We start from the raw sequence: 26,345 nt of genomic DNA, 5'->3' as shown, positions 1-26,345 counted from the left end.
GCGCACAGCGGACCGGCGAGTGGCCGCCGCGGGGCCGGTGATGCGAGGCTGGTCCGACCGACCCGTGAGGACGAGGAGGACCGCCATGCCCACGGAGCGGCCTGACCCCCGCCCGCCGGCCGGCCACCACCGGTCGGGGCGCCGCCAGTGGGCCGTCCTCGGCGCGGTCGCCGTGGGGCTGGCGCTGCTGCTCGTGCTCGCGTTGACGGTCGTCCTGCCCCACGCCGACCGGAACGGAGGCTCCATGTCGACCCCCGATGCCACCCCCACGCCGACGCGCGTCGTCGCGACCCGCAGGACCGCGGCCGAGGCCTTCCCCGGCGGACTCGCCGTGCAGCCCACGAGCGTGAACCACCCCGCCCGGTCCGAGTCCGCCGCTCGCACCCGCGGCGACGTCGCGACGGCGAACGCGCTCTCGGTGATCGCGGACCAGCCGATCGCCACGTGGCTCACGGGCGCGGGCTCGACCGCCGACACCGTGCGCACCGTCCGCGCGGTGCTCGAGAGCGCGCAGACGCACCAGGCGACCCCGACGTTCGTGCTCTACGCCGTGCCGGACCGCGACTGCGGCGGGTACTCGAAGGGCGGCCTCAGCACGGCCGCCTACGGCCCCTGGGTGCGGCACGTGGCCGACGCCATGCGGGGATCGCACGCCGTCGTGCTCGTCGAACCGGACTCCCTCGCCCAGATCTCGAACTGCCCCCGCATCGGGACGAGCCGCATCCCGGTGATCCGGCAGGCCGTGCACACCCTCGTCGACGCCGGGCTCACGGTGTACCTCGACGGCGGCAACGAGGACCGCGTTCCCGTGGACACCATGGCGCGGCGCCTCCGCGAGGCCGGCGTCGACGAGGCCCAGGGCTTCTCGACCAACGTGTCGAACTTCTACCGCGTCGACCAGGAGCGCGCGTACGCCGACCGGCTCGCGGACCGCATCGGGGGCGATCCGCACTTCGTCATCGACGTGTCCCGCAACGGCCGGGGGTGGCTCGGCACCTGGTGCAACCCGCCGGGGGCCGGGCTCGGGCAGACCCCGCACGTCACCGCCGGCTCCACCCGACTCGACGCTCTGCTGTGGGTGAAGACCCCCGGGCTGAGCGACGGCACGTGCAACGGTGGACCGGCCGCCGGACAGTGGTGGCAGCAGTACGCGCTCGACCTCGTGGAGCACCGGAAACGGGACTGACCGCCGGCGAGATCAGGCCGCGACGTCCCCCGCCTCCGCCGCACCGGCGTCCTCGTCGGTCGCGATGACGTCGAGCACGACGAGCCGCCGGGTCGGCCGCGTCATGGCGACGTACACGGCGGCGGCCGCGCGGGCAGCGTCGGCGCCGACACCGTCCGGGTCGACGAGCACCACGCCGTCGAACTCGAGCCCCTTGGCCTCGGCACCGGTGAGGACGGTGACCGCGCCGGGCCGTGGCGCCTCGAGTGAACGGAGGTCGTCCGTGGTCGCCGCCAGCCGCTCGCGGATCACCGCGATCGCGGCGTCGGGCGCGATGACGCCCATGGTGCCCGTGCCGATCCGACGCCGCTCGGCCCGGACCTGCTCGACGACCGCGTCGACGAGGCCGGCGCGGGACACCGCGACGTGCTCGACCGGATCACCGTCACGGACGGCGCGGGTGGCGGTGACGGCGAGCCCGGCGTCCTCAGCGAACCGACCGGCGGCTTCGACGATCTGCCGCGGCGTGCGGTAGTTGACGGTGAGGTACTCGATCCGGTGGTCGAGCGGCACGCGGGGAGCCCGGCCTCGACGACGGCGGGCGAGGGCACCGAGCACGTCGTCCCAGCTCCGCGCGGCGGCGGGCGAGGACCCCTGCGCCATGTCCCCGACGATCGTGAAGGACCGCAACGGGTTCCGCCGTGCGAGCACCCGCCACTGCATCGGCGAGAGCTCCTGGGCCTCGTCCACCACGATGTGGCCGTAGGTCCACTCGCGGTCCTCCGCTGCACGCTCCGCGGTGGTGCGCGGGTCACCGCCCTCGGCGAAGGACCCCGCGACCTGCTCCGCCGTCACGATGCCCTCGACGCCCATGTTCTCGATGGCGATGCGGGCGTTCTCGACGTCGCGCTGTCGGGCCGCCTTCGCCTGCCTCCGGGCGCCGCCGCCCGAGGGGTCGAACGGGCCGAGGAGCTCCGCGGCCTCGTCGAGCAGCGGGACGTCCTCGACCGTGAACCCGGCACCGCGCGAGCGTCGGAGCAACGCCCGCCGGTCAGCGGACCAGTGCGGGGTCAGCGAGGCGAGCCAGTTCGGGCGCGCGTAGAGGTCCTCGACGAACTTCTCGGCCGGGAGCGGCATCCACGCGCCGTTCAGCAGCACCCGCACGTCGTACGACGAACGGACGTCCTCGCGGAGGACCTTCTCGTCGGCCTCGTCCACCGTGGTCCCGCGCTCGCGCAGCTGCTCGGCGAGCAGACCGGTGAGGGCATCGAGTGCCGCCTTGTTGAAGGTCACCCGCGCGACGTTGTGCGGCTTGCCCCGCTCCTGGGCCTTCCGCATCGCCGCGGCGATGAGCGACGGCGGGACCACGAGACGCTCGCCCTCGATGTCGACCGTGACGGTCTCGGTCGGCACGATCTGCCGCGACCGCACCGCGCGGCGGAGCAGGTCGGCCATCTCGGCCGACCCCTTGACCGCGGCGGCCCGCGCGCCGTCGTGCCGATCGGTGTCGACGCCCGGGTACAGGGACCCGAGGGACGCCATGACGACGCCCGTCTCGCCGAGCGACGGGAGGACCTGCTCGATGTACGTCAGGAACGCCGGCGACGGACCGACGACGAGCACGCCGGAGCCGCGGAGACGCTCGCGGTGCGAGTACAGCAGGTAGGCCGCCCGGTGGAGTGCGACGGCGGTCTTGCCGGTGCCGGGGCCACCCTGCACGACGAGCACGCCCTCGATGGCGGACCGGATGATGCGGTCCTGCTCGCCCTGGATCGTCGCGACGATGTCGGTCATCCGGCCCGTGCGGTCCGCGCTCACGGCGGCCAGCAGCGCGCCCTCACCCTGCAGGTGGGTGCGCTCGCTGTCGTAGAGCGTCGCGTCGAACACCTCGTCCTCGACGCCGACGACCTCGCGACCGGCCAGCGTCAGGTGCCGACGCGCGCGCATGCCCATCGGGTGGGCCGCCGTCGCCTGGTAGAACGCGCTGGCGCCGGGGACGCGCCAGTCGAGCAGCAGCGGCCGGTGCTCGGCGTCCCGGAGCCCGACGCGGCCGATGTAGCGGAAGGCGCTCTCGTCCTGCTCCGGGTCCGCGACCTCGAGGCGCCCGAACACGAGCCGGTCCCCGACGCGCTCGAGCGTCGCGAGGGTGTCCTCGTAGAGGCGGGCGAAGGCGTCGCGTTCGCTGCGGCTCTGGTGGTTCCCACCGACGGACTCACGACGGGTCTCGGCCAGCCGCCGGGCGGCGTCCGCGGACAACTCGTCGAGCCGTGCGAACAGGCCGTCGACGTACTGACGCTCGCGGTCGACTTCTGACTCCTCGGTCACGCAACACCCTTCGGGACGGGGGTGACAAGTGTAGCCCCGCGCGCGCCGTGGTGGGAGGTGTCGGCGTGGAGGTGCGACGGGGCCGGTCCGACCGGCCCCGTCGCGGGCTCACATCTCCTCGTGCGAGTCGGGGTCGCCGCCCCAGAGCCGGCCACGCTCGAGCCCGGAGATCGCCGTCATCTCGTCGTCGGTGAGCTCGAACGCGAACACGTCGATGTTCTCGCGCTGCCGTCCGGGGTCGCCCGACTTCGGCACCGGCACGGCGCCGAGCTGCACGTGCCACCGCAGCACGACCTGCCCCGGGGTGACCCCGTGCGCCGCCGCGGCGTCCGTGACGACGCGTTCGGTCAGGAGCTCGCTCTGCTTGGCGAGCGGGCTCCAGCTCTCGGTCACGATCCCGAGGCGCTCGTGCACCGCGCGGAGGGCGCCCTGGGGGAAGTACGGGTGCAGCTCGACCTGGTTGACCGCGGGGGCCACACCGGTCGCGTCGACGATGCGCTGCAGGTGGTCCTCGGTGAAGTTCGAGACGCCGATGGAGCGGACGACGCCGCTGTCCCGGAGGTCGACGAAGGCCTTCCAGGTGTCGACGAACTTGTCGACGGACGGGTTCGGCCAGTGGATGAGGTACAGGTCGACCGAGTCCAGCCCGAGGTTGCCGAGGGTCTCCTCGATCGATCGGTGGGCCTCGTCGTACCCGTGGTGTCGCCCGGGCAGCTTCGAGGTGACGACGAGGTCCTCACGCGGGAGACCGCACTCGCGCACGGCACGGCCGACGGCGTCCTCGTTGCCGTAGTTGAGCGCCGTGTCGAGGAGCCGGTAGCCCGCGTCGATGCCGGCACGGACCGCCGCCACGCCCTCGTCGCCGTTCAGCCCGTACGTCCCGAGCCCGAGGCGCGGGAAGGCGGTGCCGTCGTTGAGCTCGACGGTGGGGACCGCGGTCGGCATCAGCGCACGCCGAGGAGGTCGATGACGAAGATCAGGGTCTTGCCGGACAGGAAGTGCCCGCCACCGGCCGGCCCGTAGGCGAGCTCCGGCGGCACGACGAGCTTGCGACGGCCGCCGACCTTCATGCCGGGGATGCCCTCTTGCCAGCCGCGGACGAGCGCCGCGAGCGGGAAGTCGATCGGCTCGCCGCGGTTCCAGGAGCTGTCGAACTCCTCGCCGGAGTCGTACTCGACGCCCGCGTAGTGCACCTTGACGGTCGATCCGGGCTGGGCCTCCGCGCCGTCGCCCTCGACGATGTCGGTGATGACGAGCTCGGTGGGGGCGGGGCCCTCCGGGGCGTCGAACTCGGGCTTGCTGTTGAGGTCAGTCATGTCGCCATCCAACACGACGAGGGTGACACCCGCATGGCGGCCGGTCCCACCGGGCGCGTCCGGATGCGGGGGACGGCAGAATGGTCCCACCGTGACTCCACATCCGGCCGACGACGGCCCCGCCTCTGGGTCGGGAGCTCGGTCGCGGGCATCGGGACCCAGATGACGACCGTGGCCGTCGGCCTCGAGGTGTACGACATCACCCGGTCGACGTTCGCGGTCTCGCTCGTCGGGGTCATCTCGCTCGTGCCGATGATCGCGGCCGGGCTGTACGGCGGCATGCTCGCCGACGCGTTCGACCGCCGCGCCGTCGCCCTCGCGAGCGCGGTCCTCGCCTGGGTGTCCACCGCCCTCATCGCCACGCACGCCTGGCTCGGCCTCGAGAACGTGGCGCTGCTGTACGTGCTCGCGACGGTGAACGCGGTCGCCGGGACGGTGATCGGGGCCTCCCGCTCCGCGATCATCCCGCGGCTCATCGGCACCGACCTGCTGCCGGCCGCCGGAGCGCTCAGCGGCATCGGGACGGGATTCGCCGTCACGGTGGGGCCCGCCGTCGCCGGCGTGCTCGTGGCCGCCGTCGGGTACGCGCCCACCTACACGATCGACGTCGTCCTCTTCAGCTTCGCGTTCACGGGGATCATCACGCTGCCGCGCATGGCGCCGGAGCACGACGCACAGCGCCCGGGGCTCGGGTCGCTCGTCGAGGGTGCACGGTTCCTCCGGCGCTCCCCGACGATCACGATGACGTTCGTGCTCGACATCATCGCGATGACGTTCGGCCAACCCCGCGTCCTGTTCCCCGCGATCGGGGCGCTCGTCATCGGCGGCGGCTCGATCACGGTCGGCGTGCTCACGGCCGCGTACGCCGTGGGGGCACTCGTGTCGAGCGTGTTCTCCGGCCCGCTCGGACACGTCCGACGCCAGGGTGAGGCGGTGGGTTGGGCGATCACGGTCTACGGGGCCTCGATCGCCGTGTTCGGCATCGTGATCGCGGCCGCCCACGCGCTCGGCGGCCGCGCCCACGTCGGGTTCGGCATCGGGATCCTGCCGGCGCTCGTGCTCGCGTCCGCGGCGCTCCTGGTGTCCGGTGGCGCGGACAACGTGAGCAGCGTGTTCCGCGGGACGATCCTCCAGGCCGCCGCACCGGACGGCATGCGCGGCCGACTGCAGGGCATCTTCGTCGTCGTGGTGACCGGCGGTCCCCGGATCGGCGACCTGTACGCGGGCCTCGTCGTGGCCGTCGGCATCGCGGTCCCGCCGATCGTCGGCGGCGTCGTGATCATCGGACTCGTGGCGCTCCTGCTGCGCCTCGTTCCCTCGTTCCGGCGGTACGACGCCCTCCGCCCCGCGGACGGCTAGCGTGGGCGGCATGCAGGACGCCGACTCGCGTGCCCTCAAGCGCACCGGGTTCCGGGCGGTCGTCCGGCGGACGACCCACCAGGTCATCCGGCACCGGGTCGTCGACGCCGCTGCCTCGCTCACGTTCTTCGCCACGCTGACGGCGTTCCCCACGGCCCTGACCGTCGTGTCGGCCGTGTCGATCCTCGACCGCTCCGGTGACACGATCACCGACATCATCCAGATCCTCGGCGCCATCATCCGCCCGGAGACCGCGCGACACCTCGAGACGCCGCTCCGGCAGCTCACCGCGCTCGACAGCCCGGAGCTCGCGTTGGCCATCGGCCTCCTCCTGACCCTGTGGTCGCTGTCCGGGTACGCGACCGCGTTCGGCCGCGCGATGAACACGGCCTACGAGGTCGAGGAGGGGCGACGGATCTGGAAGTTCCGCAGCATGATGCTGCTCGTCACGATGCTCATCATGGTCGGGGGCGCCGTGGCGATCACGATCCTGCTCGGCACCCCGACGGCGGTCGCCACGGTCGTGCACCGGATGGGGTGGCCGGCCTGGCTCGAGGGCCTGTGGGACGTCGGCAAGTGGCCCGTCCTCCTCGCGACCCTCGTCGTCATGGTCGGGGTGCTGTACTACGCGACGCCGAACGTCCGGGCACCACACCTGCGGTGGGTCTCGGCCGGAGCCGGGTTCGCGATCGGCACCTGGGCCCTCGCGACCCTCGGGTTCGTCGTGTACGTCAAGACGATCGGGTCCATCAACCACGCGTACGGCTGGCTCGGTGGGGCGATCCTGCTGCTCGTCTACCTCTACATCTCGAACTTCGTGCTCGTTGTCGGGGGCGAGCTCGACTCGGAGATCATCCGGATGCGGCAGCTGTTCGCCGGCGTCGAGGCGGACGCCACGATCCGCCTCCCCCTCCGGGACGTGCGCCGCAACTTCGCGCTGGCACGGTGGCACGACCACGACGTCGCGACCGCGCGGCAGGTGCGCCTGGCCGCCGCCGAGCTGCCCGAGCCCGATCCCGAGACCGAACGTGAGGAACAGCGTCTGCGCGACCTCGCGAACCAGGTCCGCGTGCGCGCCGACGAGCGGCCGCTGCCGACGGACTGACGGCCGGGAGGCCCGACCCGCGCCCGCTCCGTCGGTCTCGTGACCGGGCCGACGGGGCTACTGGTGGAACTGCGGGACGATCAGGTACACCCCGTACAGCACCGTGGCCGCGCAGACCGCGAAGCACAGCACCGCCGCCGCACGCGCCGACCGCGCGCGGCCGTCGCGCCCGGTGACCCACAGACGGAGTCCGAGCCCGTACACCGAGGTGACGAAGCACGCGGAGATCAGCGCGACGAGCACGACGAGCAAGAAGCCTCCCCAGTCGATCATCGACGGCCTCCTCTCCGTGCGGCCATCCGGCGCAGGGTCTTCTCGCGGCTCAACGCCACCCGGCGGGCCGCGACCTCCTCCGCACGCTTCCGGCGCTGCAGGTCGCGGCGCTGCTTGCGCGTGAGGACCGAGTTCGCGGCGACGTCGACCTCGATCGCCGCGGCCTGCTCGACCGGGTTCCGCCGCGACCACAGGAACAGCCCGGCGATGATCACGGCCCCGAGCACGGCGTCGACGACGAGCCCGGCCGTGCCGATGCGGGCGATCGCCGACGCCACCGCGCCGACGGCTGCCGAGGCGGGCAACGTGATGAACCACGCGATGACGATCTTGCCCGCCGTCGACCACTGGATCTTCGACCCGCGGCGACCGAGCCCCGCACCGATGATCGATCCCGACGACACCTGCGTCGTCGACAGGGCGAAGCCCACGTGGCTCGACGCGAGGATCGTCGCGGCGGTCGAGGCCTCGGCGGCGAAGCCCTGCGTCGCGCGGATGTCCGTGAGCCCGCTGCCGAGCGTCCGGATGATGCGCCAACCGCCCGTGTACGTGCCGAGCGCGATCGCCATGGCGCAGGCCACGATCACCCAGAGTTCCGGGCCCGACCCGCTGCGCTGGAACCCGCCCGCGATGAGCGTGAGCGTGATGACGCCCATGGTCTTCTGGGCGTCGTTCGTGCCGTGGGCGAGCGACACCATGGACGAGGTGAAGATCTGACCGATGCGGAAGCCGCCGCGTTCGTTCGGCGCGCCCTTGCGCCGCGTGACCGTGTAGGCGATGCGGGTCGCCAGGAACGCGACCACCGATGCGATGACCGGCGAGAGGACGGCCGGGATGATCACCACCGTGAGGAGCGAGGCGTAGTTCACCGAGCCGAAGCCCGCGCCGACGATGGCCGCGCCGATGAGACCGCCGAACAGCGCGTGGCTGGACGAGGACGGCAGGCCCCGGAGCCAGGTGATCATGTTCCAGGTCACGGCACCGATGAGCCCCGCGAAGATCATCGCCGGGGTGATCGCGACGCCACCCGGCCCCTCGTTGATGAGGCCGTGCGAGATCGATGTCGCCACCTCGGTGCTGAGGAACGCCCCGACGAGGTTGAGCACCGCCGCGACGGACACCGCGACCGTCGGCTTCATCGCGCCGGTCGCGATCGGGGTCGCCATCGCGTTGGCGGTGTCGTGAAAACCGTTCGTGAAGTCGAAGAAGAGGGCCAACGCGATGACCAGGACGACTATGAGTGTGAGATCCACCGCCGACGAGTCTCCCAGTTCCGGGCACCGCGGGGCAACCTGATGTCCATCCCCCGTTCACCGGCGTCCACTCTGTGGGCGAGCGCCGCCCGTCCTCGTGGCTGTCGTCGCGCTCACGGCCCGTCCAGCCCGCACCAGGCGCTCTCTGAGAAGATGGACAGGCCGACGACGAGAGGACTCCCGCCCGATGGACATCGCCGAACTGCTCGTGGTCCTCGTGGTGTCCCTCGCGCTCACCGCGTTCGCCCGCGCCAAGGGCCTGCCCGCGCCGCTCCTCGTCACCGCCGCCGCGCTCGCCGCCTCGTTCGTCCCCGGGCTGCCGCACATCGAGATCGACTCCGACGTCATCCTCACCGTGGTGCTGCCGCCGCTGCTGTACTCCGCGGCGCTCGACGTGACGTGGCAGAGCTTCCGGCAGTCGCTCCGGCAGATCCGTCGGCTCGGGATCGTGCTCGTGATCGTGACCGCGATCGTCGTCGGCGCCGTCGCCTACCTGCTCGTACCGGACATGACCCTGCCCGCCGCGATTCTCGTCGGCGCGATCGTCGCCCCGCCCGACGCCGTGTCGGCCGCGGCGATCGGCCGGAAGCTCGGGCTCCCCCGCCGCGTGATGACCGTGCTGTCGGGCGAGAGCCTCATCAACGACGCGGCGTCCCTGACCCTCGTCCGCGTCTTCACGCTCATCATCGCGGGCGAGTCGCTGACCCTGTGGGAGGACGCCGGGATCTTCGCCCTGGCGATCGTCGTGGGACTCGTGGTCGGCGGGGTCCTCGGCGTGCTCGTGCACTGGCTCCGGATGCGGCTGGGCGACCCGGTGATCGCGACCATCATGAGCATCCTGCTCCCGTTCGTGGCCTACATCCTCGCCGAGGAACTCGGCGGCTCAGGTGTGATCGCGGTCGTCACGGCCGGCCTGTACATCGGGTACAACTCGCCGAAGGAGGGCTACGAGACCCGTCTCCAGGAGCGCCCACTGTGGACGAGCGCCGACGTCATCCTCGAGGGCTTCGTGTTCGCGCTCATCGGGCTGCAGCTCAACACGGTCGTGCACGAGACGCTCGCCAGCCACCGCAGCCTGCTCGAGAGCGTCGGGGTGGCCTTCGTGGTGCTCGGCGTCGTCGTGCTCGTCCGTCCCGCGTTCGTGTTCCTGTCGTACTGGCGGCGCCGCGTGAACGGGCGCTGGCTCCGACCGCTCGTCGTCCGCGCGACCCGGGGCAGGCCGCGCCTCCGGTGGCTCCGCGGCGCGGCCGAACCACGGATGACCTGGCAGGAGCTCACGGTGATCTCGTGGACGGGGATGCGCGGCGTGGTCACCCTGGCCGCCGCCGTCGCCGTCGTGTCCTCGCCGACGCACATCCCCGCGCAGGACACCATCTTCCTCATCGCGTTCGTCGTCACCGTGGGGACCCTCCTGCTGCAGGGGCTCACCCTGCCGATCGTCATCCGCCGTCTGCACGTCCACGACCCGGGCGAGCACGAGCGCGACACCGCGGCCGAGCTCCTGTTGTCCCACCGCACGACCGAGGCGGCGATCGACCTGATCCGCGAGCGGCAGGACGTCTGGGCGGAGCGGTACGGACGGGAGGCCGTGGACGCGACCGTGGGCCGGCTGCGGCGGCGCTTGGAGCGACAGGCCGAGGACTTCCAGCACGACGCCGAGGACGAGCGCCTCGACGCCCGCGAGGCCCCGTCCCGGCTCACCGCCGCCGAGGTCCAGGCGGTCCGGCGCGAGCTCCTCGCCCGCCGGCGCGAGGTCGTGCTCCGCGAGCGCGAGCACGGCGCCCTGGACGAAGAGGTCATGCGCCGCGTCCTCATCAGCCTGGACGCCGAGGAGCTCGCGATGGACTCGTCCCAGGCGGGCCGCAGCCGGTCCTGACCGCGCGGCCCGCACCTCCCGGCCATGTGGGCTCGAAGCGGCGGCGGCGTACCCTGGAAGCCTTCGTCCGAAGCCCAGAGAGGTGGCCCAGCCCGCGTGAGCACACCGCGCAACAACGACGTCCCGGACCGTGCCGGAGTGCACCGCAGCACACCGACGGCCCGCACCACGAGGCCGGCGACCCGGGGATCGTCGCCGCGTCGGGGTACCCGCATCGCCGGGCGGGGACGGACCGTGACCCGTGCGCCCGAGCCCCAGCACATCAGTCGCTACCGCCGCTGGTACGGAACCCTCCACCCCTCGCTGCAACTCATCGGCCTGCAGCTCTGGATGCCCCTGTTCTTCATCGTCGGGTTCTGCCTGTGCTACATCGCGGCGTTCCACGCACCCCATCCGCACGACGTCCCGATCGCGCTGGTCGGGTCGGACCCGGCACTCGTCGCGGCCGTGCACAAGGCCCTGCCCGGCGAGTACGTGTTCCACACGGTCGACTCGCTCACGCGCGCGAAGCACGACGTGGTGAGCGGACTCATGGCGGTCGCCTACGACCCGTCGTCGAACACGGTGTTCAAGGCGAGCGCGCACCAGTTCCAGGTGGCGAGCCTCGTCCCGGCGACCCTGTCGTCGGTGATCACGGCCGGTGGGGGTCCGGCACCGACGATCACCGAACTCGCCCCGTTGCCACGCTGGGACGAGTACGGCACCGTCGCCATGTACGTCATGCTCGCGTGGTGCATCGGCGGGTACATGGTGGCGATGTTCATCGGCATCATGGGCGGCCCGCTGCGCCACCGCACGCGCGTCGCGGTCATCGTGGTGGGCGGGATCGTCATCTCCCTCATCACGAACACCTTGGCCGGCCCGGTCGTCGGCGCCATCCACGGACACTTCGCCGCGCTCGTGCTCATCGCCTGGGGCTGGATCGTCGCCATCGGACTGACCGTGAACGGCCTGAGCTACTTCGCCGGGCGGTTCATCGCCGCACCCGCCATGATCTGTTTCGTCTTCCTGTCGATGCCGTCGTCGGGTGGCGCCTACCCGAAGTGGTTCATGCCGGAGCCGTTCGCCTGGCTGAACCACGTCGTGGTGGGCTCGAGCATGGTCGAGATGATCAAGCACACGGTGTACGGGGTCGGACCCTCGTACGAGCGCGGGCTGGTCACGATGGCCTCCTACGCCGCGGCCGGGATCGTGCTCATGGTCGTCGGCAAGATGTGGTGGGAGCACCGCCGCATCCGGATGATCGTCACCGGTCGCACGACGATGTTCGGGGACGCGCAGGCCGCGAACCGCGATTTCCTGGGCCAGCAGCGCGACGAGGAACTCGCGCGGCACGGACTCCAGTCGACCGAGACGGGCACGCTGACCACCATCCGCCCCGGCCGAGGCGACGGTGACGACCACCACGACGCGGGGTTCCAGGACGCCCGGATGACGGGCGACGTCTTCACGGGCGGGCTCGAGGGCCTCGAGGGCACCGCCGCACCCCGCACCGGCGCCGTCGCGATCAGTCGACCGCCGCACGGACGCCGGACCCGGTGAACCCGGACACGGTGGCACAGTCCTCGCCGAAGGTGAACCGCGCACGGACGCTCCCACCGCGCAGGACCCCCGGCAGCCAGTAGCGGGCGTCGTCCCACATGGCGTCGTAGGGCACGGCGTCGACGGGGACCCAGCCCGGTTCGAGCTCGTCGCCACCGCGCGGCTCGCCGTCCCACCGCTCGGCGACGAACACGTCCGAGACCTGACTCCACGACGGCCGGAACGGGAACCGGTAGTCGAGCGTCCCCCGCGGCTCGAGGTCCTCGGCACGGACCTCGAGCCCGACCTCCTCCGCGACCTCACGCACCGCGGCCGAGCGGGCGTCCTCGCCGGGCTCGAGCTTGCCGCCGGGGCCGACGAGCCGTCCGACCCCGAGCCCCCGCCGCTTCCGTCCGAGCAGGACCTCGACCCCGGCGGGCCCGGATCGGAGCAGGTAGACGACACACACCCGCGGGTGCTGGTCCTTCGACGCGACGTGCGGCACGCTCCGAGTCTGCCCGAGCACGCCGGGGAGCGCGGCGTCGATGTCCCCGAAGGCGTGGCGTAGGCTCGCTCCATGGCAGCGCAGGTACGGGCACACCGTGGCTGAGTCCCGGAACGCGGGGCGGAGCCTCGAGGTGCTCCGTGCCGAGGCGGCGGAGGAGATCGCCGTCATCGTCGAACACCGCTGTCGCCAGGGTGACGACCCGTGGGAGTTCATGCACCTGATCCCGACGGTCGACGAGCAGGTCGTGCTCATCCTCCGCGCCGAGGCCATCGAGGTCGACTCCCGCATCGAGCACCGTGCCGGCGGACGCACCCAGCACCCGTCGTCGGGGTCGGGTACGGTGCACGGCGAGGAGTACCACCGCCTCCGGCGCATCGCGCTCGCGCACCCGGAGCTGTCGAGCGCGGTCTGGAAGCTCATGGGCGCGATCCCCGAGGGCCGCTGACCCGGTCCGACGCGTCCGCTGACACCCGCGGACCAGGCCCGGGGACCGGCAGCGGATGCGCTTGACTGGTCGCATGACCGAAACCGTCCTCGCGATCCTGAACCGTCCCTCCCAGCACGCCGAGGCGCACGACCCCGGCGCCGACGCGTTCACCTTCGAGGGTCCGATCGAGCCGCACGTCCAGGTGCTCGACCTCGGCTTGGTCCGCGGTGACGGCGTGTTCGAGACCCTGAACGTCACGGACGGTCGACCGCAGGCACTCGAGGCACACCTCGACCGTCTCGCCCGCTCGGCCGCGATGCTCGACCTGCCCGCACCCGACCTCGACGTCTGGCGCCGCGCGGTCGAGGCCGTCGTCGCGGAGCTCGATCCGGTCCGCGAGGCCTACTGCAAGACCGTGATGTCCCGCGGCGTCGAGGGCGACGGCCGACCGACGGGCTACGTGTACGCGGCCCCGGCCGAGGAGTACACCATGCCCCGCGAGCAGGGCATCGCCGTCGTCACGCTCGACCGCGGGTACCGCCACGACGTCGCCCGCACGAGTCCCTGGCTGCTCCAGGGCGCCAAGACCCTGTCGTACGCCGTGAACATGGCCGCCCTGCGTGAGGCGGCTCGCCGCGGGGCCGACGACGCCCTGTTCGTCTCGACCGACGGCTACGTCCTCGAGGGCCCGCGCTCGACGCTCCTGCTCCGACGCGGCGACGACCTCGTCACGCCCCGGACCGACATCGGCATCCTCGCGGGGACGACGCAGGCGGACGTCTTCACCTTCGCCGAGGACCGCGGGATCGCGACCTCGTACGAGCTCGTGACGCTCGACGACCTCCGTGCCGCCGACGCACTGTGGCTCGTGTCGAGCTCCCGGCTCGCTGCCCCGATCCGTTCCGTCAACGGCGACGTGCGCGACATGGACCTCGAGCTCACCGCCGCGATGAACACGTTCCTGCTCGACCGCACCGCGTAGGCGCCGGACGCCGTGACCCCGCGGACGGCCGGGAGGCCCGAGCCGCGCCCGGCACGGCGGTCGCGATCCGGGCCTCCCGACCGGCGCCACGGCGGGCGGCCGGGGGTCAGAACCGCGGCACGGTCACCCCGCGGTGCGCCTCCGCGTCCCACGTGTAGACCTCGGCGCCGTCGATGAAGACGCGGAGCGCCCGCGAGGTCGCGTCGAGCGGGTCGCCCGACCAGAGCACGAGGTCGGCGTCGTAGCCGGGTGTGATCTGACCCACGCGGTCGCCGAAGCCGAGGAACGTCGCCGGGTTCGTCGTCAGCGCCTCGAGCGCCGTCTGCCGGGGCAGGCCCTCCTTGACCGCCATCGTCGCCTGCAGCACGAGCATGTTGATCGGCACGACGGGCGCGTCCGTCGTGATCGCGACCCGGACCCCGGCCGCCGCGATCTCGGCGAGGTTCGTGATCGCGCGGTCCCGGAGCTCCACCTTCGAGCGACTCGTGAACAGCGGGCCGTACACGACCGGGATGTCCTTCTCGGCGAGGAGACCCGCGAGCTTGTGCCCCTCGGTGCCGTGGTTGACGACGAGCCGGTAACCGAACTCCTCGGACAGGCGGATCGCGGTGGCGATGTCGTCGTGGCGGTGCGTGTGCTGGTCCCAGGCGAGCTCCCCGTCGAGGACGCGCGCGAGGGTCTCCTTGGTGAGGTCGCGTTCGAACGGCTCGCCCTTCCCCGCGGCGGCCGCACGGGCGGTGCGGTAGTGCTCGGCGGCGACGAAGGCCTCGCGGATCACCTTCGCGACCCCGAGGCGGGTCGACGGCGTCTGGTCCTTCGCCCCGTAGACGCGCTTCGGGTTCTCGCCGAGCGCGCTCTTGACGCTGACGCTGTCCGAGATGAGCTGCTCGTCGATCGTCCGGCCGCCCCAGCTCTTGATCGCGACGGTCTGGCCACCGATGGGGTTGCCCGAGCCGGGCTTGACCACGATCGCGGTGACGCCGCCGGACAGCGCGTCCCGGAAGCCCTCGTCGTCGATGTCGATCGCGTCGATCGCGCGGACGGCGGCCATGTTCGGGCCGGTCATCTCGTTCGTGTCGTTGCCCGCGACGCCGTTGGCCTCCTCGTGGATGCCGACGTGGCCGTGCGCCTCGACGAAGCCCGGCACGAGCCACGTGCCCGCCGCGTCGACGACCGGCAGTCCCTCGGGCACGGCGACGTCCGGGCCCGCCGCGGTGATGCGTCCGTCCTCGACGACGACCGCGCCGCCGTCGAACTCGTCCCCGACGACGGGGACGACGTGGGCACCGGTGATGACGAAGGATCGTTTGCTCATGCGGACCACGCTACCGACCGGCGGATGCGGTCCCGGTCACCGGCACCGGGCCTCCCGGACCGTCCAGGTGCACCGCCGGAGCGCGTCCTAGGCTGGGCCGGTGAGCTCCGACGCGTCCTCGACCACCCCTCCCATCGCCGCGAAGCACCCGGTCACCCGGACCCACCACGGGCTCCGGTTCGTGGACGACTACGAGTGGCTCCGCGACAAGGAGTCCCCGGAGACGCTCGCGTACCTCGAAGCCGAGAACGCGTACACCGACGCGGCGACGGCGCACCTCGCCCCGCTGCGCGACCGGCTGTTCGACGAGATCCGTGCCCGGGTGCAGGAGACCGACCTCAGCGTGCCGGTGCGGATGGGCCGGTTCTGGTACTTCACGCGCACGAGCGAGGGCAGCCAGTACGGCGTCCACTGCCGCGCGCCGATCACCGACGAGGACGACTGGACCCCGCCCGAGGTCGAGGCGGGCGCCGAGGTGCCGGGCGAGCAGGTGGTGCTCGACGGCAACCTGCTCGCCGCGGGGCACGACTTCTTCGCGCTCGGCACGTACGACGTCAGCGACGACGGCGAGCGCCTGGTCTACGGCATCGACACGGCCGGCGACGAGCGGTACACGCTGCACGTGCGCGACCTCACGAGCGGTGAGGACCTGCCGGACGTCATCGAGGGCACGGGGGCCGGTGCCGCGTTCGACCCGTCGGGCCGGTACGTGTTCTACCCCACCGTCGACGAGTCGTGGCGTCCGGACACCATCTGGCGGCACGAGGTCGGCGGGACCGGCGAGGACGTCGCCGTGTTCCAGGAGCCCGACGACCGCTACTGGGTCGGCGTCGGCGTGACCCGGTCGTCGCAGTACATCGTGATCGAGCTCGGGTCGAAGATCACGTCCGAGGTCCACCTGCTCGACGCGGCGGACCCGACGGGCGAGTTCCACGTCGTCTGGCCGCGTCGCGAGGGCGTCGAGTACGACGTCGAGCACGCGGTCGTCGGCGGGAGCGACCGGCTGCTCGTCCTGCACAACGACGGCGCCGAGAACTTCGAGCTCGTCGACGTGCCCGCGGACGACCCGACGTCGACGAGCGACCGCCGCGTGGTGATCGCGCACGACCCGGAGCGCCGCATCGAGTCGGTGGACGCGTTCGCCCACCACCTCGCGGTGGAGTACCGGTCCGAGGCGCTCCCCCGCGTCGCGATCGTGCCGATCGAGGGCGACGGGTACGGCGACGCGCACGAGGTCCCGTTCGACGAGGAGCTGTTCTCGGCGGGCTTCGGCGGCAACCCCGAGTGGGACCAGCCCACCCTGCGTCTGACGTTCACGTCGTTCGTGACCCCGTCGACGGTCGGCGACCTCGACCTCGCGTCGGGCGCGATCACGGTGCGGAAGCGCCAGCCGGTGCTCGGCGGCTACCGCTCCGAGGACTACGTGCAGGAACGCCAGTGGGCGACCGCACCGGATGGCACGCGCGTGCCCGTCTCGCTCGTGTGGCGCCGCGACGCGGTGCCGGCCGGGAGGCCCGCTCCCGTCCACCTGTACGGCTACGGCTCCTACGAGCACAGCATCGACCCCGGTTTCAGCGTCATGCGGCTGTCGCTGCTCGACCGCGGCGTCGTGTTCGCGGTCGCGCACGTCCGCGGCGGCGGCGAGATGGGCCGGCACTGGTACGAGCAGGGCAAGACCCTGACCAAGAAGAACACGTTCACCGACTTCGTGGCGGTCGCCGACCACCTGATCGCGACCGGCCGCACCACGCCGGACCGCATCGTCGCCGAAGGCGGCAGCGCCGGCGGGCTGCTCATGGGCGCCGTCGCGAACATCGCACCGGACCGGTTCGCGGGGATCCTGGCGGCGGTCCCGTTCGTCGACGCGCTGACGAGCATCCTCGACCCGGACCTGCCGCTCACGGTGATCGAGTGGGACGAGTGGGGCGATCCCCTGCACGACCCCGAGGTCTACCGGTACATGAGCGAGTACACGCCGTACGAGAACGTCCGCGACGACGTCACCTACCCGCGGATCCTGGCGGTCACGTCGATCAACGACACCCGGGTCCTGTACGTCGAGCCCGCCAAGTGGACGGCGCGCCTGCGCGAGGTCGGTGCGCCGGTGCTGCTCAAGACCGAGATGGCGGCGGGACACGGCGGGGTGAGCGGCCGCTACGACTCCTGGCGCGAGCGGGCCTTCGAGCTGGCGTGGCTGCTCGACGTGCTCGGTCTGGCCGAGGCCGAACCGCGGTCCTGACGGCGCGATCCCCGACCCGCGAGATCGCAGTCGTTGCCGTTCGGGAGCGTCCTGAGCGGCAACGACTGCGATCTCGCGGGAGAGGGTGACGGGCTGGGTCAGACGCGCGAGAGGGCCTGCACCGCGTCGTCGTAGGACTCCTCGGCACGACGCACGCGGTCGCCCGCGAGCACGCCGTAGCCGAAGGTGTCCTCCCCCGCGCGCGTCGCGATGCCGGCGACGTGTCGGAGCTCCTCGAGCGCGTGCAGGGACTGCGCCCGCTCGGTGAGGACGTCCGCCGCGACGGTGATCCGGCGGCCGAGTGCGTGCGGGAAGGCCTCGTCCCCGAGGACGTCCATCGCGATCCGCATCCGCATCGTGGCCAGCCACGCGCGTTCGGTCGCCTCGCGGTCGCCGGTCTCGTCCGCCGGGTCGTCACCGACCGCGGCGCGCACGAGCTCGCGCACGACGGGCTTCTCGGCGGCCGTGACGTCCTGCGCCACCCGCTTCGGGGTCCGGAGCGCCCAGGCGGTCGGCTCGGGTCGCTCCACGGCGTCGTCGAGCAGGTCGAGCAGGTCGAGGTACTCCGGCGTGTGCAGGAACCGGAGGGTGTCGCGCACCGCCTCGTCGCGACGCTCACGGGTCGCCGCGAGGAGCCGTTCGCGCGCCAGGGTGTCGACGAGTGCGTCCTGCGCCGGCGTCCCGGCCCGGTGGAGGTCGCCGACGAGGTACTCGGCCGACGCCGCACGGCTCACGACATCGGCGAGCGTCTCCGCGGCGGCCACCGCGCGGTCGGTGAGGTCCGCGTCGGCGAAGGCGGCGCGGTAGGCGCCGAGCACCGCCGCCAGGCCGAGCGACGTGGTGGCCAGTCCGCGGAGGTCGGCGGTGTCGCCGGACCGGAGCCGGGCCTCCCGGCGGGCGAGCGACGAGCGCAGCCGCGCGACGCGCTTGCGGAGGACGCGCGCGGCGGAGCCCTTGGCCGGCTTGTCCGTGGTGCGGAGGCGCGGGGCGTCGACGCCCGCGAGGCCACGGGCGAGCTTCGAGGAGACGGCCGCCGGCTGCGCACCACGCTCGGCGAACCGCGCGTCGAGGCCGTCGAACAGCGTCTGCGCCACCTGCTCGTCGACGCCCTCGACCGCCTCGACCTCGACCTCGCGCCACGTCCGCGGCCCGGTCGGCGCGTCGGGGTCGAGCCGGAAGGCGCTGACGTGGTCGTCCGCGAGCTCGGCGACCTGGTCGCCGTCCTCGTCCAGGAGGCGCGTCACGGCCCGTTCCGTCCGGATCCGCACCACGGGGCGCAGCGCCCGCCCCCGGCGCTCGGCGAACAGCGCCGCGAGCACCGCGTCGGGCACGGTGTCGGTGTCCTCGGTGAGCGGGAAGTGCTGTTCGTGCCGGACCGTGTCCGAGGCCGCGCGTTTGATGTGCCAGCCGGCGTCGGGGCCTCCCGTGCGGCGGCGGACCGTCACGTGTGCGGCCACCAGGTCGAAGCGCTCGGTGTCCCAGTACGTGGCGTCGAGCTCGAACGGCTCCTGCCGCTCGGTGCGGAGGATCCCGCCGACCCCGATCAGGTCCGGCAACTCGGCCTCCGGGGGCAGGTCGTAGGTGCGTTCGATCTCGAGGTGCGTGTCGCTCACACGTCCTTGTCTACCAGCCCGCCGCCGGTGGCCCGAGCGTCGTCGAGACGGCCGGCGAGGACGGCCGCCGCGATGCTCCCGAGGAAGGGGACGACAGAGGCCAGGAGCATGACGAGGAACAGCGCCGTGTAGGGCACGACGGTCGCGAGGCTCCAGACCTCGGTCAACGGCCAACCGAGCGCCGTCGCGATCACGGGCATGCCGAGGAGCCACCAGTCCGTCGCGGACCTGGAGCGGAGCACGAGGCGGCCGGCCGCCACCGCGACCGCCGACCCACCGAGCCACGCCCACGCGGGTCCGGGCGTCGACGTCAGGACGAGGGCCGCGAGTCCGGCCGCGCCGAGCACGACGAACCCGACACCGGCGAGCCGGCGGCCGCGGGTCGACGCGTCCGTCAGCAGCAGGGCACCGATGGCCGCGAGCGCCGGGACGACGACGACGAGGGCCACGACGACGACCGTGAGGACCCGGAACCAGTCCGATCCGTCGTAGCGCGCTCCCATGGCGGACAGCCCGGCTCCGACCAGCATCGAGCAGATGGCGAAGGCGACGAGCGCCGAGGACGTGCGGATGGTGCGCGGCGCGGCGCGCCCCGACAGTGCGGACATGGATTCCCCCCAGGTCGATCGGTGAACGGCGCGGCGGTGGAACAGCGCCGTGGTGAGCGCTCCGAACGCCAGGCCGGCGCGGGGCAGGTCGAGGTCGGCGGCGTCGCGGAGGTCCGCGTGCCACTGCTCCATGCGGACCGCTCGGTGGTCGGCGGGCGAGAGTGCGACGGCGAGGTCGACGACCGCTCGCGCGAGCGGGTGCGGCGCGGTCGACCCGTCCTCGGCGCCGTGTCGAGCCGCCGACGATCGGGGGCCGATCACGGGGTCACCGTCCGGCCCGGCGCGGTGCGCCGTGACGGTCGCGCGGCGGCACGTGCCCGGTGCTCGTCGGCGGACGCGACGAGGTCACGGGCGGCGACCCGGCCCTCCCCGGTGAACGCGTAGCGGCGGCGACGCGGGCCGGATCGGTCCGGGTCGTCATCCCATGACCCCGTGATCCAGCCCTGGCGCTCGAGCCGCTCGAGGATCGGGTAGACCGTGCCGGACGGGCGCCCCGTGGTCTTGATGAGCACGAGGCCCCAGAGTGGCTCCTCCTGGGCGAGCAGGGCCTGGAGGACGTCGAGCGTCGGTGCGGTGACGCGCTGGAGTGGCTCCATGGACCGAACCTACCTATGTCGATTAGGTATGTCAACCTGTCCGGTGGGCCGGCCGGGAGGGCCGGGGCGGCGTCCGGCAGGAATACCCGCGCAGGCACGCCGGTTACCGTCGGCATCATGAGTGACACGATCTCGAAAGACGCGTTCGTCCCCGCCGCCGGCACCGTCACGATGTTCACGACCGGCTGGTGCGGCTACTGCAAGCGACTGAAGACCCAGATGGACCGCGCCGGTGTCACGTACACCGAGGTCAACATCGAGGAGACCCCCGGCACGGCCGAACTCGTGGCCGCGGTGAACGGCGGGAACCAGACCGTCCCGACCCTCGTGTTCCCGGACGGCTCGACGGCGACGAACCCCTCGCTGGCCGAGGTGCAGTCCCGCATCTGAGCACCGCCCTCGTCGGCGGCCGCGCGTGGACGCGGACGCCGCGGGGACTCGCGACCTGATCCATCCCCACGGGAACGGCCCCGGTGACCAGTGGTCTCCGGGGCCGTTCGCGCGCCGGGCGGGTCGACCGCGGGCGGCCGGCGACGGGGTCAGCGCCCCTCGAGCGCGTCCGTGAGCATGGCCGCCATCGCGTCGAGCTGGATGTCGCCCGAGTCGACGAGCTCCTCGTCCGAGCCGTCGAGCGCCCGCGCGGCGAGCCCCGCCTTGCTGTCGATGAGCTCGGCGATCTTCGTGTCGATCGTCTGGGCCGCGATGATCCGCCACGCCGTGACGGGCTCCTCTTGTCCGATGCGGTGCACGCGGTCGATCGCCTGCGTCTGCTCGGCGCTCGTCCACGACAGCTCCGCGAGGACGACGTTCGACGCGACCTGCAGGTTGAGGCCGACGCCGGCCGCGGTGAGCGAGCAGACGATCACCGCCACGTCCGGGTCGTTGACGAAGGCGTCGATCTCGGCCGTGCGCTGCGCCGTCGACTGCTCGCCGCGGACGGTCGCGGTCCGCAGCCCACGGCGCGCGAAGACCTCTTCCGCCTGGTCCATGACGTCGAGGTGCTTGGCGAAGAACACGACCTTGCCGACGTTCGACGCGAGCTGCGCCGCGTAGTCCGCCGCGAGCTGGGCCTTGGCACGACCGATGCGCCGGACCATCGAGAACACGTTCTCGCCGGTCGTCGTGGCGTCCTGGTCCTCGAGCTCCCACCGCGCGACCTGGCGGACGAGCTTGTGGTCGATGCCCTCGACCGGGGCCTGGCCGGTGCGGGCGGCGAGCGCCTGGTGGTAGCGGGCGACGAGCTTCGCGGTCAGCTCGCGCTCGGCGTCGCGGATCGACCGGCCGACCTCGTCGTCGAGTTCGACGGGGATGTCCGCGATCCGGCGCGCGGGGATGTCCGCCGCGACGTCGACCTTGCGGCGTCGGACGATCCCCATCTCGATGACGGCGCGACGGGCCTCCACGAAGAAGCCGGGCTCGGCCGGGGTCAGCCCGATGTCCTCGAGGGCGTTCATGAGTTCGGCGCGGGGCTTCTTGTCGTCGATCCAGCCGAGGAACTGCCAGATCGTCCGGAAGTCCTCGACGCTGTTGATGAGTGGGGTGCCGGTGAGCGCCATGAGGAGCGGCCGGGCCATGCGCTCGCGGATGCGCTCGGCGAGCTGCAGCACGAACCGGGAGCGCTGGGACTCCTTGTTCTTGATGAAGTGCGCCTCGTCGACCACCATGCCCCGGAATCCGAGCGCGCCGAGCCAGCCCACGTGGCGGTCGAGGATCTCGTAGTTGACGACGATGACGTCCGCGAAGCCGTCCATGTCCTCGCCGTCCCCGTGCAGCACCGTGACGGATCGGTTCGGCACCCACCGCTGGGCCTCGCGCATCCAGTTCGTCTTGACGACGTTCGGGACCACGACGAGGAGCGGGAACGCGTTCGCGGCGTCCGCGGCGAGGAGCGACTGCGCCGTCTTGCCGAGGCCCGGCTCGTCGGCGAGCAGGAACGTGCGGTGCCCCTGCGCCGCCGACGCGACCAGCTCCGCCTGGTGCTTCATGAGCTCGGCACCCGCGGGGGTCCGGAGGGTCGTGGGCTCCGGGAGCGGCATCGACGCCACACCCCCGCCCGCGCCGTACTCGAACGACTTGAACAGCGGGCCGAACAGCTCCCAGTTCGCGAGGCGCCGCGGGTGCGCGACGGGGGCCTCGGCGAGCGAGAAGTCCGGCGGGAGGAACGGGTTCGCCAGCTGCCGGGCGACGACCTGCTGCGGCACGACGGCCCGCTCCGGGGCCTCGACCGGCGAGGTCGGCTCGGCGGCGATGACGAGCTCCTCGGGCGCGAGCTCCATGCCCGCGGCGATCATCATGTCCCGCTTGACGGTCCGCGTCGACTCGGAGACGGGGGCGTCCTCGGCGAGGAGCTGGATGACGCTCGTGTCGCGGGCCGCGGTCTTGGCGAGGATGGTGGCGACGCCGTCGAGCCGCTTGAGCTGTTCGGCGCGCTGCGCGTCGGTCAGGTCGGCGTCCGCCTTGACGCGGGCGCGCTCCTCGCGCATGAGCTGCGCGACGGCCTGGAACTTCGTGCGGTTCGAGGGGCGGAGCGCCCCACGCTGGGCCGCCGCCTCGACCTCGCGCACGGCGCGGGCGAGCACGGGGATGAGCCCCTCGTTGTCGACGGGTCGCGTGCGACGGGGTGCGGACCGCACGCCGCCGGCCGCTCGCCTGATGCCTGATCGAGCCAACGCTCCTCCTGTCTCCCGATCGACGGGAGTCCCCGACGGTGTCCGCCGGTACGTCTCGTGACGGACCGCGCGCGGCCGTCGTTCCGGACACCCGTGCGACACGACCGGACGTGGCCCGGGGCGAGCCTGTTCGACGCGCCGGGCCGGTACCGATCAGGAGACCGGGTGGGTGCCCCTCCATGAACTGTCACACGCTCGCGACGCCGCACGGATGTCGGGTCACCGCCGTCGCGTCCCGACTCCGGGGGGCCGGGACACGTGACCGCCCCCGGAACCGGGTGGGCCGCCCCCGGAATCGGGACGGCGTGCGGCGCACGGCGCGTGCGCATCCAGTCTAGTGCACCGCGCCTCCCCCGCACCATGTGGGACGCCCGGGAGACCCCGCCTCAGGACCCGCGACCGGGTGCGGACCGTGGCCGCAGACCGGGCGCCGGGGCGGGCAGCGTCGCCGCCGGTGCGGCGAGCGCGGCACGGGTCGCGGCGAGGAGCTGCTCCGCCGTCGCGATCCCGTTCGCCGATCCGGTCGTCGCCTGGCCACCGGCATGGGCGAGGAGTTGCGAGCCGATGGCGGGTCCGATGCGCTCGGCGCCGTCCGGGTTGCGTCGCACCCAGTCCCGCGCGATCGCGTCGGCGAGCCGTTCGGCGGCGGCGCCCCGGTCGGCGTCCCCGCGCGACCGGTGCCAGAGGCCCGTGACGACGAGGTGTGCGACGACGGCGCCGACGTCCCGGACCGGGTGCCCCCACCCGGCGGTGTCGATGTCGAGCAGGCCGGAGATCCGCCACGGCTCATGCTCGTCGACGAAGATCTGCTCGAGGTGCAGGTCACCGTGCACCACCTGACGGTCGGACGTCGACCACCCGATCGAGCGCCGCCCGATCGCGTCGTACAGTCGGTCGATCTCCTCGGCCTCCCCCGGCAGCGCGGACACGAGTGTGCGCCGGTGCCAGTCTGCGTGGTCCATCGCGTCCGCACGCGCCTGCTGCGTCAGCCGGACCGTGGCGATCCGGCCGGTCAGTGCGGCGAGCGACGCGATGAACCGGGGATCGTCCGCGATCTCGAGGATGCGACTGCCCGCGGGGACGCCTCGGACGCGCTCGAGCACGAGCAGACCGTCACCGCGGGACGACAGCACGCGCGGCACCGGGAGTCCGGCCGCCACGAACTGCTCGTGCGTCCGGACGATCGGGGTGACGCGGTGTGGTCGCACGACCTTGAGGAACACCGTGCCCTGGGGCGAGTCGACGCGGACCACCGCGCGTTTGCCGGGTCGGTACGCCGCGACCGTGAGCGTCGGTGCGGTGACCGGCATGCCCGCGGCGGTCAACAGCTCCGCCACCGCGTCCCGGTAGGTCACGTGCGGCAACACCGGGAGGCCCGGGTCGTTCGGGTAGGCCCACACCGACACGGCGTCGCCGGTCACGGGGTCGAGCACGACGGCGGAGTGCTGGTCGTGGCCGCCGCCCGTGTCGACGTAGGTGAGCACCGTCGCCCGTGCCCCGGCGGCGTCGACGGTGTCGACCTCGTAGCCGTACAGGTAGCCGTTGCCCGACGGCTCGACCGAGTGTGCGCGCGCGGACAGCACCGTCGTCCCCGAGCCGGCGAACGCCTCGGGGAGCACGCGATCATGGTCGGGCCACACCCGCCCAGTCAACCGTGTCCCGCATCGATACGCCGGGAGCGGCGCTCGGTAGCCTCGGACCGTGAACCCCGTCGCGCGTCTCCGTCAGGCGACGCGGACGCCGTTCCTGCAGGTCGTCAAGACCGCGGTCGCCACGATCGCCGCCTGGGTGCTCTGCACGGCGCTGCTCGACTCGGAGTACCCGATCTTCGCCGCGATCGCCGCGCTGCTCGTCGTGCAGCCGAGCGTCAACCAGTCGTTCGTCCGCGGCCTGGAACGCAGCGCCGGAGTGGTGCTCGGCGTGCTGCTCGCCACCGCGCTCCACCTGCTGCTCGGTGACAACACGTGGATCGTGCTGCTCGTGATCGTCCTGGCGATCCTCCTGGCGTGGACGCTCCGGCTCACGCCCGGTTCGTCGACGCAGATCCCGATCAGCGCGATGCTCGTCCTGTCGACCGGCGCGACCACGCCGCACTACGCCGTCGACCGGATCATCGAGACCGTCATCGGCGCCCTCGTCGCCCTCGCCGTGAACGCGCTCATCGTGCCGCCCGTGCTGCTCCAGCCCGCGCACCTGGCGGTCGCCCGTCTCGCGCGGGACACCGCATCGGCGTTCGAGCGCATCGCCGTGGGACTCACCGAGGGCCGGGACCGCACCGGGTGGGAGGCCGACCTCGCCACCGCGCGGACGCTGCGGCAGGCGCAGGCCCGCTCCGACGCCGCGCTGGCCGCCGCGCGGGAGAGCCTGACGATGAACCCGCGCGGCGGGCGCCACCGGACGATCCTCGAGCGCGACATGGAGATCGCCGGGCACCTCGCCGTGATCGTCACCCGCGTGATCGGGATGACGCGGGCGATCCGGGACAACGTCGCGCCCGACCTCGTCGAGGACCGCGCGATCGGCCGCATCGCCACCGAGGTCGCACGGATCGCCGCCGAGGTCCGGGCCTTCGCCGCTGCCGATCAGCGGCCGATCGCCGACGATCCCGCCTCGCCGACGCTGACCGCCCCGGTCGTCGTGCTCCGGCCGAACGAGGACCACTGGATCCTCATCGGGTCGTTGCTCGAGGACATCCGCCGCGTGCGCGAGGAACTCCTCGGCGAGGGGGCCTGACCCGGCGCCGCGACGGCCCGGTCAGCGCAGCGGGTCCGCGCACCGCTCCGAGCAGGTCGCCGTCGCGGTCGCCGCGGCGAGCGCCGTACGGATGAGCTCGTCCCACGCATCCCCGACGGCCGCGTCCGCCACCGGGCCGGTGTGATGGCGCGCCGCCGCCCGGATCTCCGCGAGCGCCGCGACCGCGTCGGCGCGCCCCGCTCGGCCCGCGACGTCCGGGAGGCCCGCCCGCAGGTCCGCGAGCGCCCGCGCCCGGTGCGGCGCCGCGAGGTCCTGGAGCCCCGTCATCACCCGCCACGCCGCGCGCAGTTCGAGTCGTAATCGGCGCACCGCCGGGTGGAGGGCCTCCCCCCACCCGTCGTCCACGAGTCGGTCGCCCGCGAACCGGTCGTCGACACGCTCGTCCTCCGTCGGCCCCACCGACGCTTCGTCCCCCGTCACCACGGCCCCCGTCTCCCGCTC

Annotated in this window: 23 protein-coding genes; 10 read left to right on the top strand and 13 right to left on the bottom strand. The window is 72.8% G+C overall.

What is annotated here, in order from left to right:
- Positions 1-85: 85 nt before the first annotated feature.
- Entirely contained in the window at positions 86-1,186 is a 1,101-nt protein-coding gene (locus tag DEI86_RS11575; RefSeq protein WP_181435216.1) for a glycoside hydrolase family 6 protein, read from the top strand.
- Positions 1,187-1,198: 12 nt separating this feature from the next.
- Here the strand turns inward: DEI86_RS11575 and DEI86_RS11570 are convergent, their stop codons facing one another.
- The 3 genes from DEI86_RS11570 to DEI86_RS11560 form a co-directional block, all read right to left on the bottom strand.
- Positions 1,199-3,490: an ATP-binding domain-containing protein gene (locus DEI86_RS11570; RefSeq protein ID WP_111049608.1), complete on the bottom strand. Its 2,292-nt coding sequence runs from the start codon at positions 3,488-3,490 to the stop codon at positions 1,199-1,201.
- Positions 3,491-3,598: 108 nt separating this feature from the next.
- The gene (locus DEI86_RS11565; RefSeq protein ID WP_111049607.1) at positions 3,599-4,435 is read right to left on the bottom strand and encodes an aldo/keto reductase; all 837 of its coding nucleotides are present in this window, start codon (positions 4,433-4,435) and stop codon (positions 3,599-3,601) included.
- The gene (locus DEI86_RS11560) at positions 4,435-4,806 is read right to left on the bottom strand and encodes an FKBP-type peptidyl-prolyl cis-trans isomerase (protein ID WP_111014023.1); all 372 of its coding nucleotides are present in this window, start codon (positions 4,804-4,806) and stop codon (positions 4,435-4,437) included. The genes DEI86_RS11565 and DEI86_RS11560 overlap by 1 nt, the downstream gene beginning before the upstream one ends.
- 33 nt (positions 4,807-4,839) lie before the next feature.
- On the opposite strand from DEI86_RS11560, the gene DEI86_RS11555 reads away from it, so the two are divergent.
- Positions 4,840-6,165, top strand: coding sequence for an MFS transporter (locus DEI86_RS11555; protein ID WP_375342176.1), 1,326 nt, complete (start codon positions 4,840-4,842; stop codon positions 6,163-6,165).
- A 10-nt stretch (positions 6,166-6,175) separates the two neighbouring features.
- Complete coding sequence (locus DEI86_RS11550) at positions 6,176-7,270, top strand: YihY/virulence factor BrkB family protein (protein ID WP_146244097.1); 1,095 nt, start codon at positions 6,176-6,178, stop codon at positions 7,268-7,270.
- A 57-nt stretch (positions 7,271-7,327) separates the two neighbouring features.
- On the opposite strand, the gene DEI86_RS11545 is transcribed toward DEI86_RS11550, so the two are convergent.
- Complete coding sequence (locus DEI86_RS11545) at positions 7,328-7,543, bottom strand: hypothetical protein (RefSeq protein WP_111011076.1); 216 nt, start codon at positions 7,541-7,543, stop codon at positions 7,328-7,330.
- A complete protein-coding gene (locus DEI86_RS11540; protein ID WP_111013887.1) occupies positions 7,540-8,796 on the bottom strand; it encodes an inorganic phosphate transporter in 1,257 nt (418 codons plus the stop codon). Before DEI86_RS11540 ends, DEI86_RS11545 begins: the two co-directional genes overlap by 4 nt.
- A 187-nt stretch (positions 8,797-8,983) precedes the next feature.
- Here DEI86_RS11540 and DEI86_RS11535 point away from each other — a divergent pair, with 187 nt between their 5' ends.
- Both DEI86_RS11535 and DEI86_RS11530 read left to right on the top strand, forming a co-directional pair.
- The gene (locus DEI86_RS11535) at positions 8,984-10,672 is read left to right on the top strand and encodes a sodium:proton antiporter (RefSeq protein WP_111013888.1); all 1,689 of its coding nucleotides are present in this window, start codon (positions 8,984-8,986) and stop codon (positions 10,670-10,672) included.
- 234 nt (positions 10,673-10,906) lie between these two features.
- Entirely contained in the window at positions 10,907-12,214 is a 1,308-nt protein-coding gene (locus DEI86_RS11530) for an ABC transporter permease (protein WP_146244913.1), read from the top strand.
- Here the strand turns inward: DEI86_RS11530 and DEI86_RS11525 are convergent.
- Positions 12,180-12,698 carry an 8-oxo-dGTP diphosphatase gene (locus tag DEI86_RS11525; RefSeq protein ID WP_181434915.1) on the bottom strand — a complete coding sequence of 173 codons (519 nt, stop codon included), beginning with the start codon at positions 12,696-12,698 and terminating at the stop codon, positions 12,180-12,182. The genes DEI86_RS11530 and DEI86_RS11525 overlap by 35 nt on opposite strands.
- Positions 12,699-12,795: 97 nt before the next feature.
- Between DEI86_RS11525 and DEI86_RS11520 the strand changes: the two genes are divergently transcribed.
- Complete coding sequence (locus DEI86_RS11520; protein WP_111013891.1) at positions 12,796-13,146, top strand: tryptophan synthase subunit alpha; 351 nt, start codon at positions 12,796-12,798, stop codon at positions 13,144-13,146.
- A 73-nt stretch (positions 13,147-13,219) separates the two neighbouring features.
- Positions 13,220-14,110: an aminodeoxychorismate lyase gene (locus tag DEI86_RS11515; RefSeq protein WP_111049606.1), complete on the top strand. Its 891-nt coding sequence runs from the start codon at positions 13,220-13,222 to the stop codon at positions 14,108-14,110.
- Positions 14,111-14,216: 106 nt separating this feature from the next.
- Here DEI86_RS11515 and DEI86_RS11510 read toward each other — a convergent pair whose 3' ends face one another.
- Positions 14,217-15,425, bottom strand: coding sequence for an amidohydrolase (locus DEI86_RS11510; protein ID WP_111049605.1), 1,209 nt, complete (start codon positions 15,423-15,425; stop codon positions 14,217-14,219).
- 100 nt (positions 15,426-15,525) lie between these two features.
- Between DEI86_RS11510 and DEI86_RS11505 the strand changes: the two genes are divergently transcribed.
- The gene (locus tag DEI86_RS11505; protein ID WP_111049604.1) at positions 15,526-17,664 is read left to right on the top strand and encodes a S9 family peptidase; all 2,139 of its coding nucleotides are present in this window, start codon (positions 15,526-15,528) and stop codon (positions 17,662-17,664) included.
- A gap of 98 nt (positions 17,665-17,762) precedes the next feature.
- On the opposite strand, the gene DEI86_RS11500 is transcribed toward DEI86_RS11505, so the two are convergent.
- The 3 genes from DEI86_RS11500 to DEI86_RS11495 are packed head-to-tail and all read right to left on the bottom strand — an operon-like array spanning position 17,763 to position 20,481.
- Entirely contained in the window at positions 17,763-19,277 is a 1,515-nt protein-coding gene (locus tag DEI86_RS11500) for a CYTH domain-containing protein (RefSeq protein WP_146244912.1), read from the bottom strand.
- A complete protein-coding gene (locus DEI86_RS16310) occupies positions 19,274-20,146 on the bottom strand; it encodes a hypothetical protein (protein ID WP_146244911.1) in 873 nt (290 codons plus the stop codon). Before DEI86_RS16310 ends, DEI86_RS11500 begins: the two co-directional genes overlap by 4 nt.
- Positions 20,143-20,481, bottom strand: coding sequence for a PadR family transcriptional regulator (locus DEI86_RS11495; protein WP_111011067.1), 339 nt, complete (start codon positions 20,479-20,481; stop codon positions 20,143-20,145). The genes DEI86_RS16310 and DEI86_RS11495 overlap by 4 nt, the downstream gene beginning before the upstream one ends.
- A 117-nt stretch (positions 20,482-20,598) precedes the next feature.
- Between DEI86_RS11495 and DEI86_RS11490 the strand changes: the two genes are divergently transcribed.
- Entirely contained in the window at positions 20,599-20,871 is a 273-nt protein-coding gene (locus DEI86_RS11490; RefSeq protein ID WP_111011066.1) for a mycoredoxin, read from the top strand.
- 149 nt (positions 20,872-21,020) lie between these two features.
- Here DEI86_RS11490 and DEI86_RS11485 read toward each other — a convergent pair whose 3' ends face one another.
- Both DEI86_RS11485 and DEI86_RS11480 read right to left on the bottom strand, forming a co-directional pair.
- Positions 21,021-23,150, bottom strand: a complete 2,130-nt coding sequence (locus DEI86_RS11485) for a DEAD/DEAH box helicase (protein WP_111011065.1) — start codon at positions 23,148-23,150, stop codon at positions 21,021-21,023.
- Positions 23,151-23,536: 386 nt separating this feature from the next.
- Positions 23,537-24,769 (bottom strand): phosphotransferase enzyme family protein, encoded by a 1,233-nt coding sequence (locus tag DEI86_RS11480; RefSeq protein WP_111049602.1) that lies wholly within the window; start codon positions 24,767-24,769, stop codon positions 23,537-23,539.
- 82 nt (positions 24,770-24,851) lie between these two features.
- Between DEI86_RS11480 and DEI86_RS11475 the strand changes: the two genes are divergently transcribed.
- Positions 24,852-25,883, top strand: coding sequence for an aromatic acid exporter family protein (locus DEI86_RS11475; RefSeq protein ID WP_111049601.1), 1,032 nt, complete (start codon positions 24,852-24,854; stop codon positions 25,881-25,883).
- Between the two features lie 21 nt (positions 25,884-25,904).
- Here DEI86_RS11475 and DEI86_RS11470 read toward each other — a convergent pair.
- Positions 25,905-26,345: hypothetical protein (locus DEI86_RS11470; RefSeq protein WP_220038515.1), on the bottom strand; the 441-nt coding region annotated here is incomplete at its 5' end.

The sequence above is a fragment of the Curtobacterium sp. MCBD17_028 genome (assembly GCF_003234875.1).
GTDB lineage: Bacteria > Actinomycetota > Actinomycetes > Actinomycetales > Microbacteriaceae > Curtobacterium.
This window is presented reverse-complemented; position numbering and strand designations above follow the sequence as displayed.

Bases quoted from the DNA above. Each gene is read 5' to 3' on its own strand.
- DEI86_RS11560 (WP_111014023.1), bottom strand. From the start codon at position 4,806: ATGACTGACCTCAACAGCAAGCCCGAGTTCGACGCCCCGGAGGGCCCC.
- DEI86_RS11510 (WP_111049605.1), bottom strand. From the start codon at position 15,425: ATGAGCAAACGATCCTTCGTCATCACCGGTGCCCACGTCGTCCCCGTC.
- DEI86_RS11490 (WP_111011066.1), top strand. From the start codon at position 20,599: ATGAGTGACACGATCTCGAAAGACGCGTTCGTCCCCGCCGCCGGCACC.
- DEI86_RS11575 (WP_181435216.1), top strand. From the start codon at position 86: ATGCCCACGGAGCGGCCTGACCCCCGCCCGCCGGCCGGCCACCACCGG.
- DEI86_RS11545 (WP_111011076.1), bottom strand. From the start codon at position 7,543: ATGATCGACTGGGGAGGCTTCTTGCTCGTCGTGCTCGTCGCGCTGATC.
- DEI86_RS11565 (WP_111049607.1), bottom strand. From the start codon at position 4,435: ATGCCGACCGCGGTCCCCACCGTCGAGCTCAACGACGGCACCGCCTTC.
- DEI86_RS11555 (WP_375342176.1), top strand. From the start codon at position 4,840: ATGGCGGCCGGTCCCACCGGGCGCGTCCGGATGCGGGGGACGGCAGAA.
- DEI86_RS11495 (WP_111011067.1), bottom strand. From the start codon at position 20,481: ATGGAGCCACTCCAGCGCGTCACCGCACCGACGCTCGACGTCCTCCAG.
- DEI86_RS11550 (WP_146244097.1), top strand. From the start codon at position 6,176: ATGCAGGACGCCGACTCGCGTGCCCTCAAGCGCACCGGGTTCCGGGCG.
- DEI86_RS11515 (WP_111049606.1), top strand. From the start codon at position 13,220: ATGACCGAAACCGTCCTCGCGATCCTGAACCGTCCCTCCCAGCACGCC.
- DEI86_RS11535 (WP_111013888.1), top strand. From the start codon at position 8,984: ATGGACATCGCCGAACTGCTCGTGGTCCTCGTGGTGTCCCTCGCGCTC.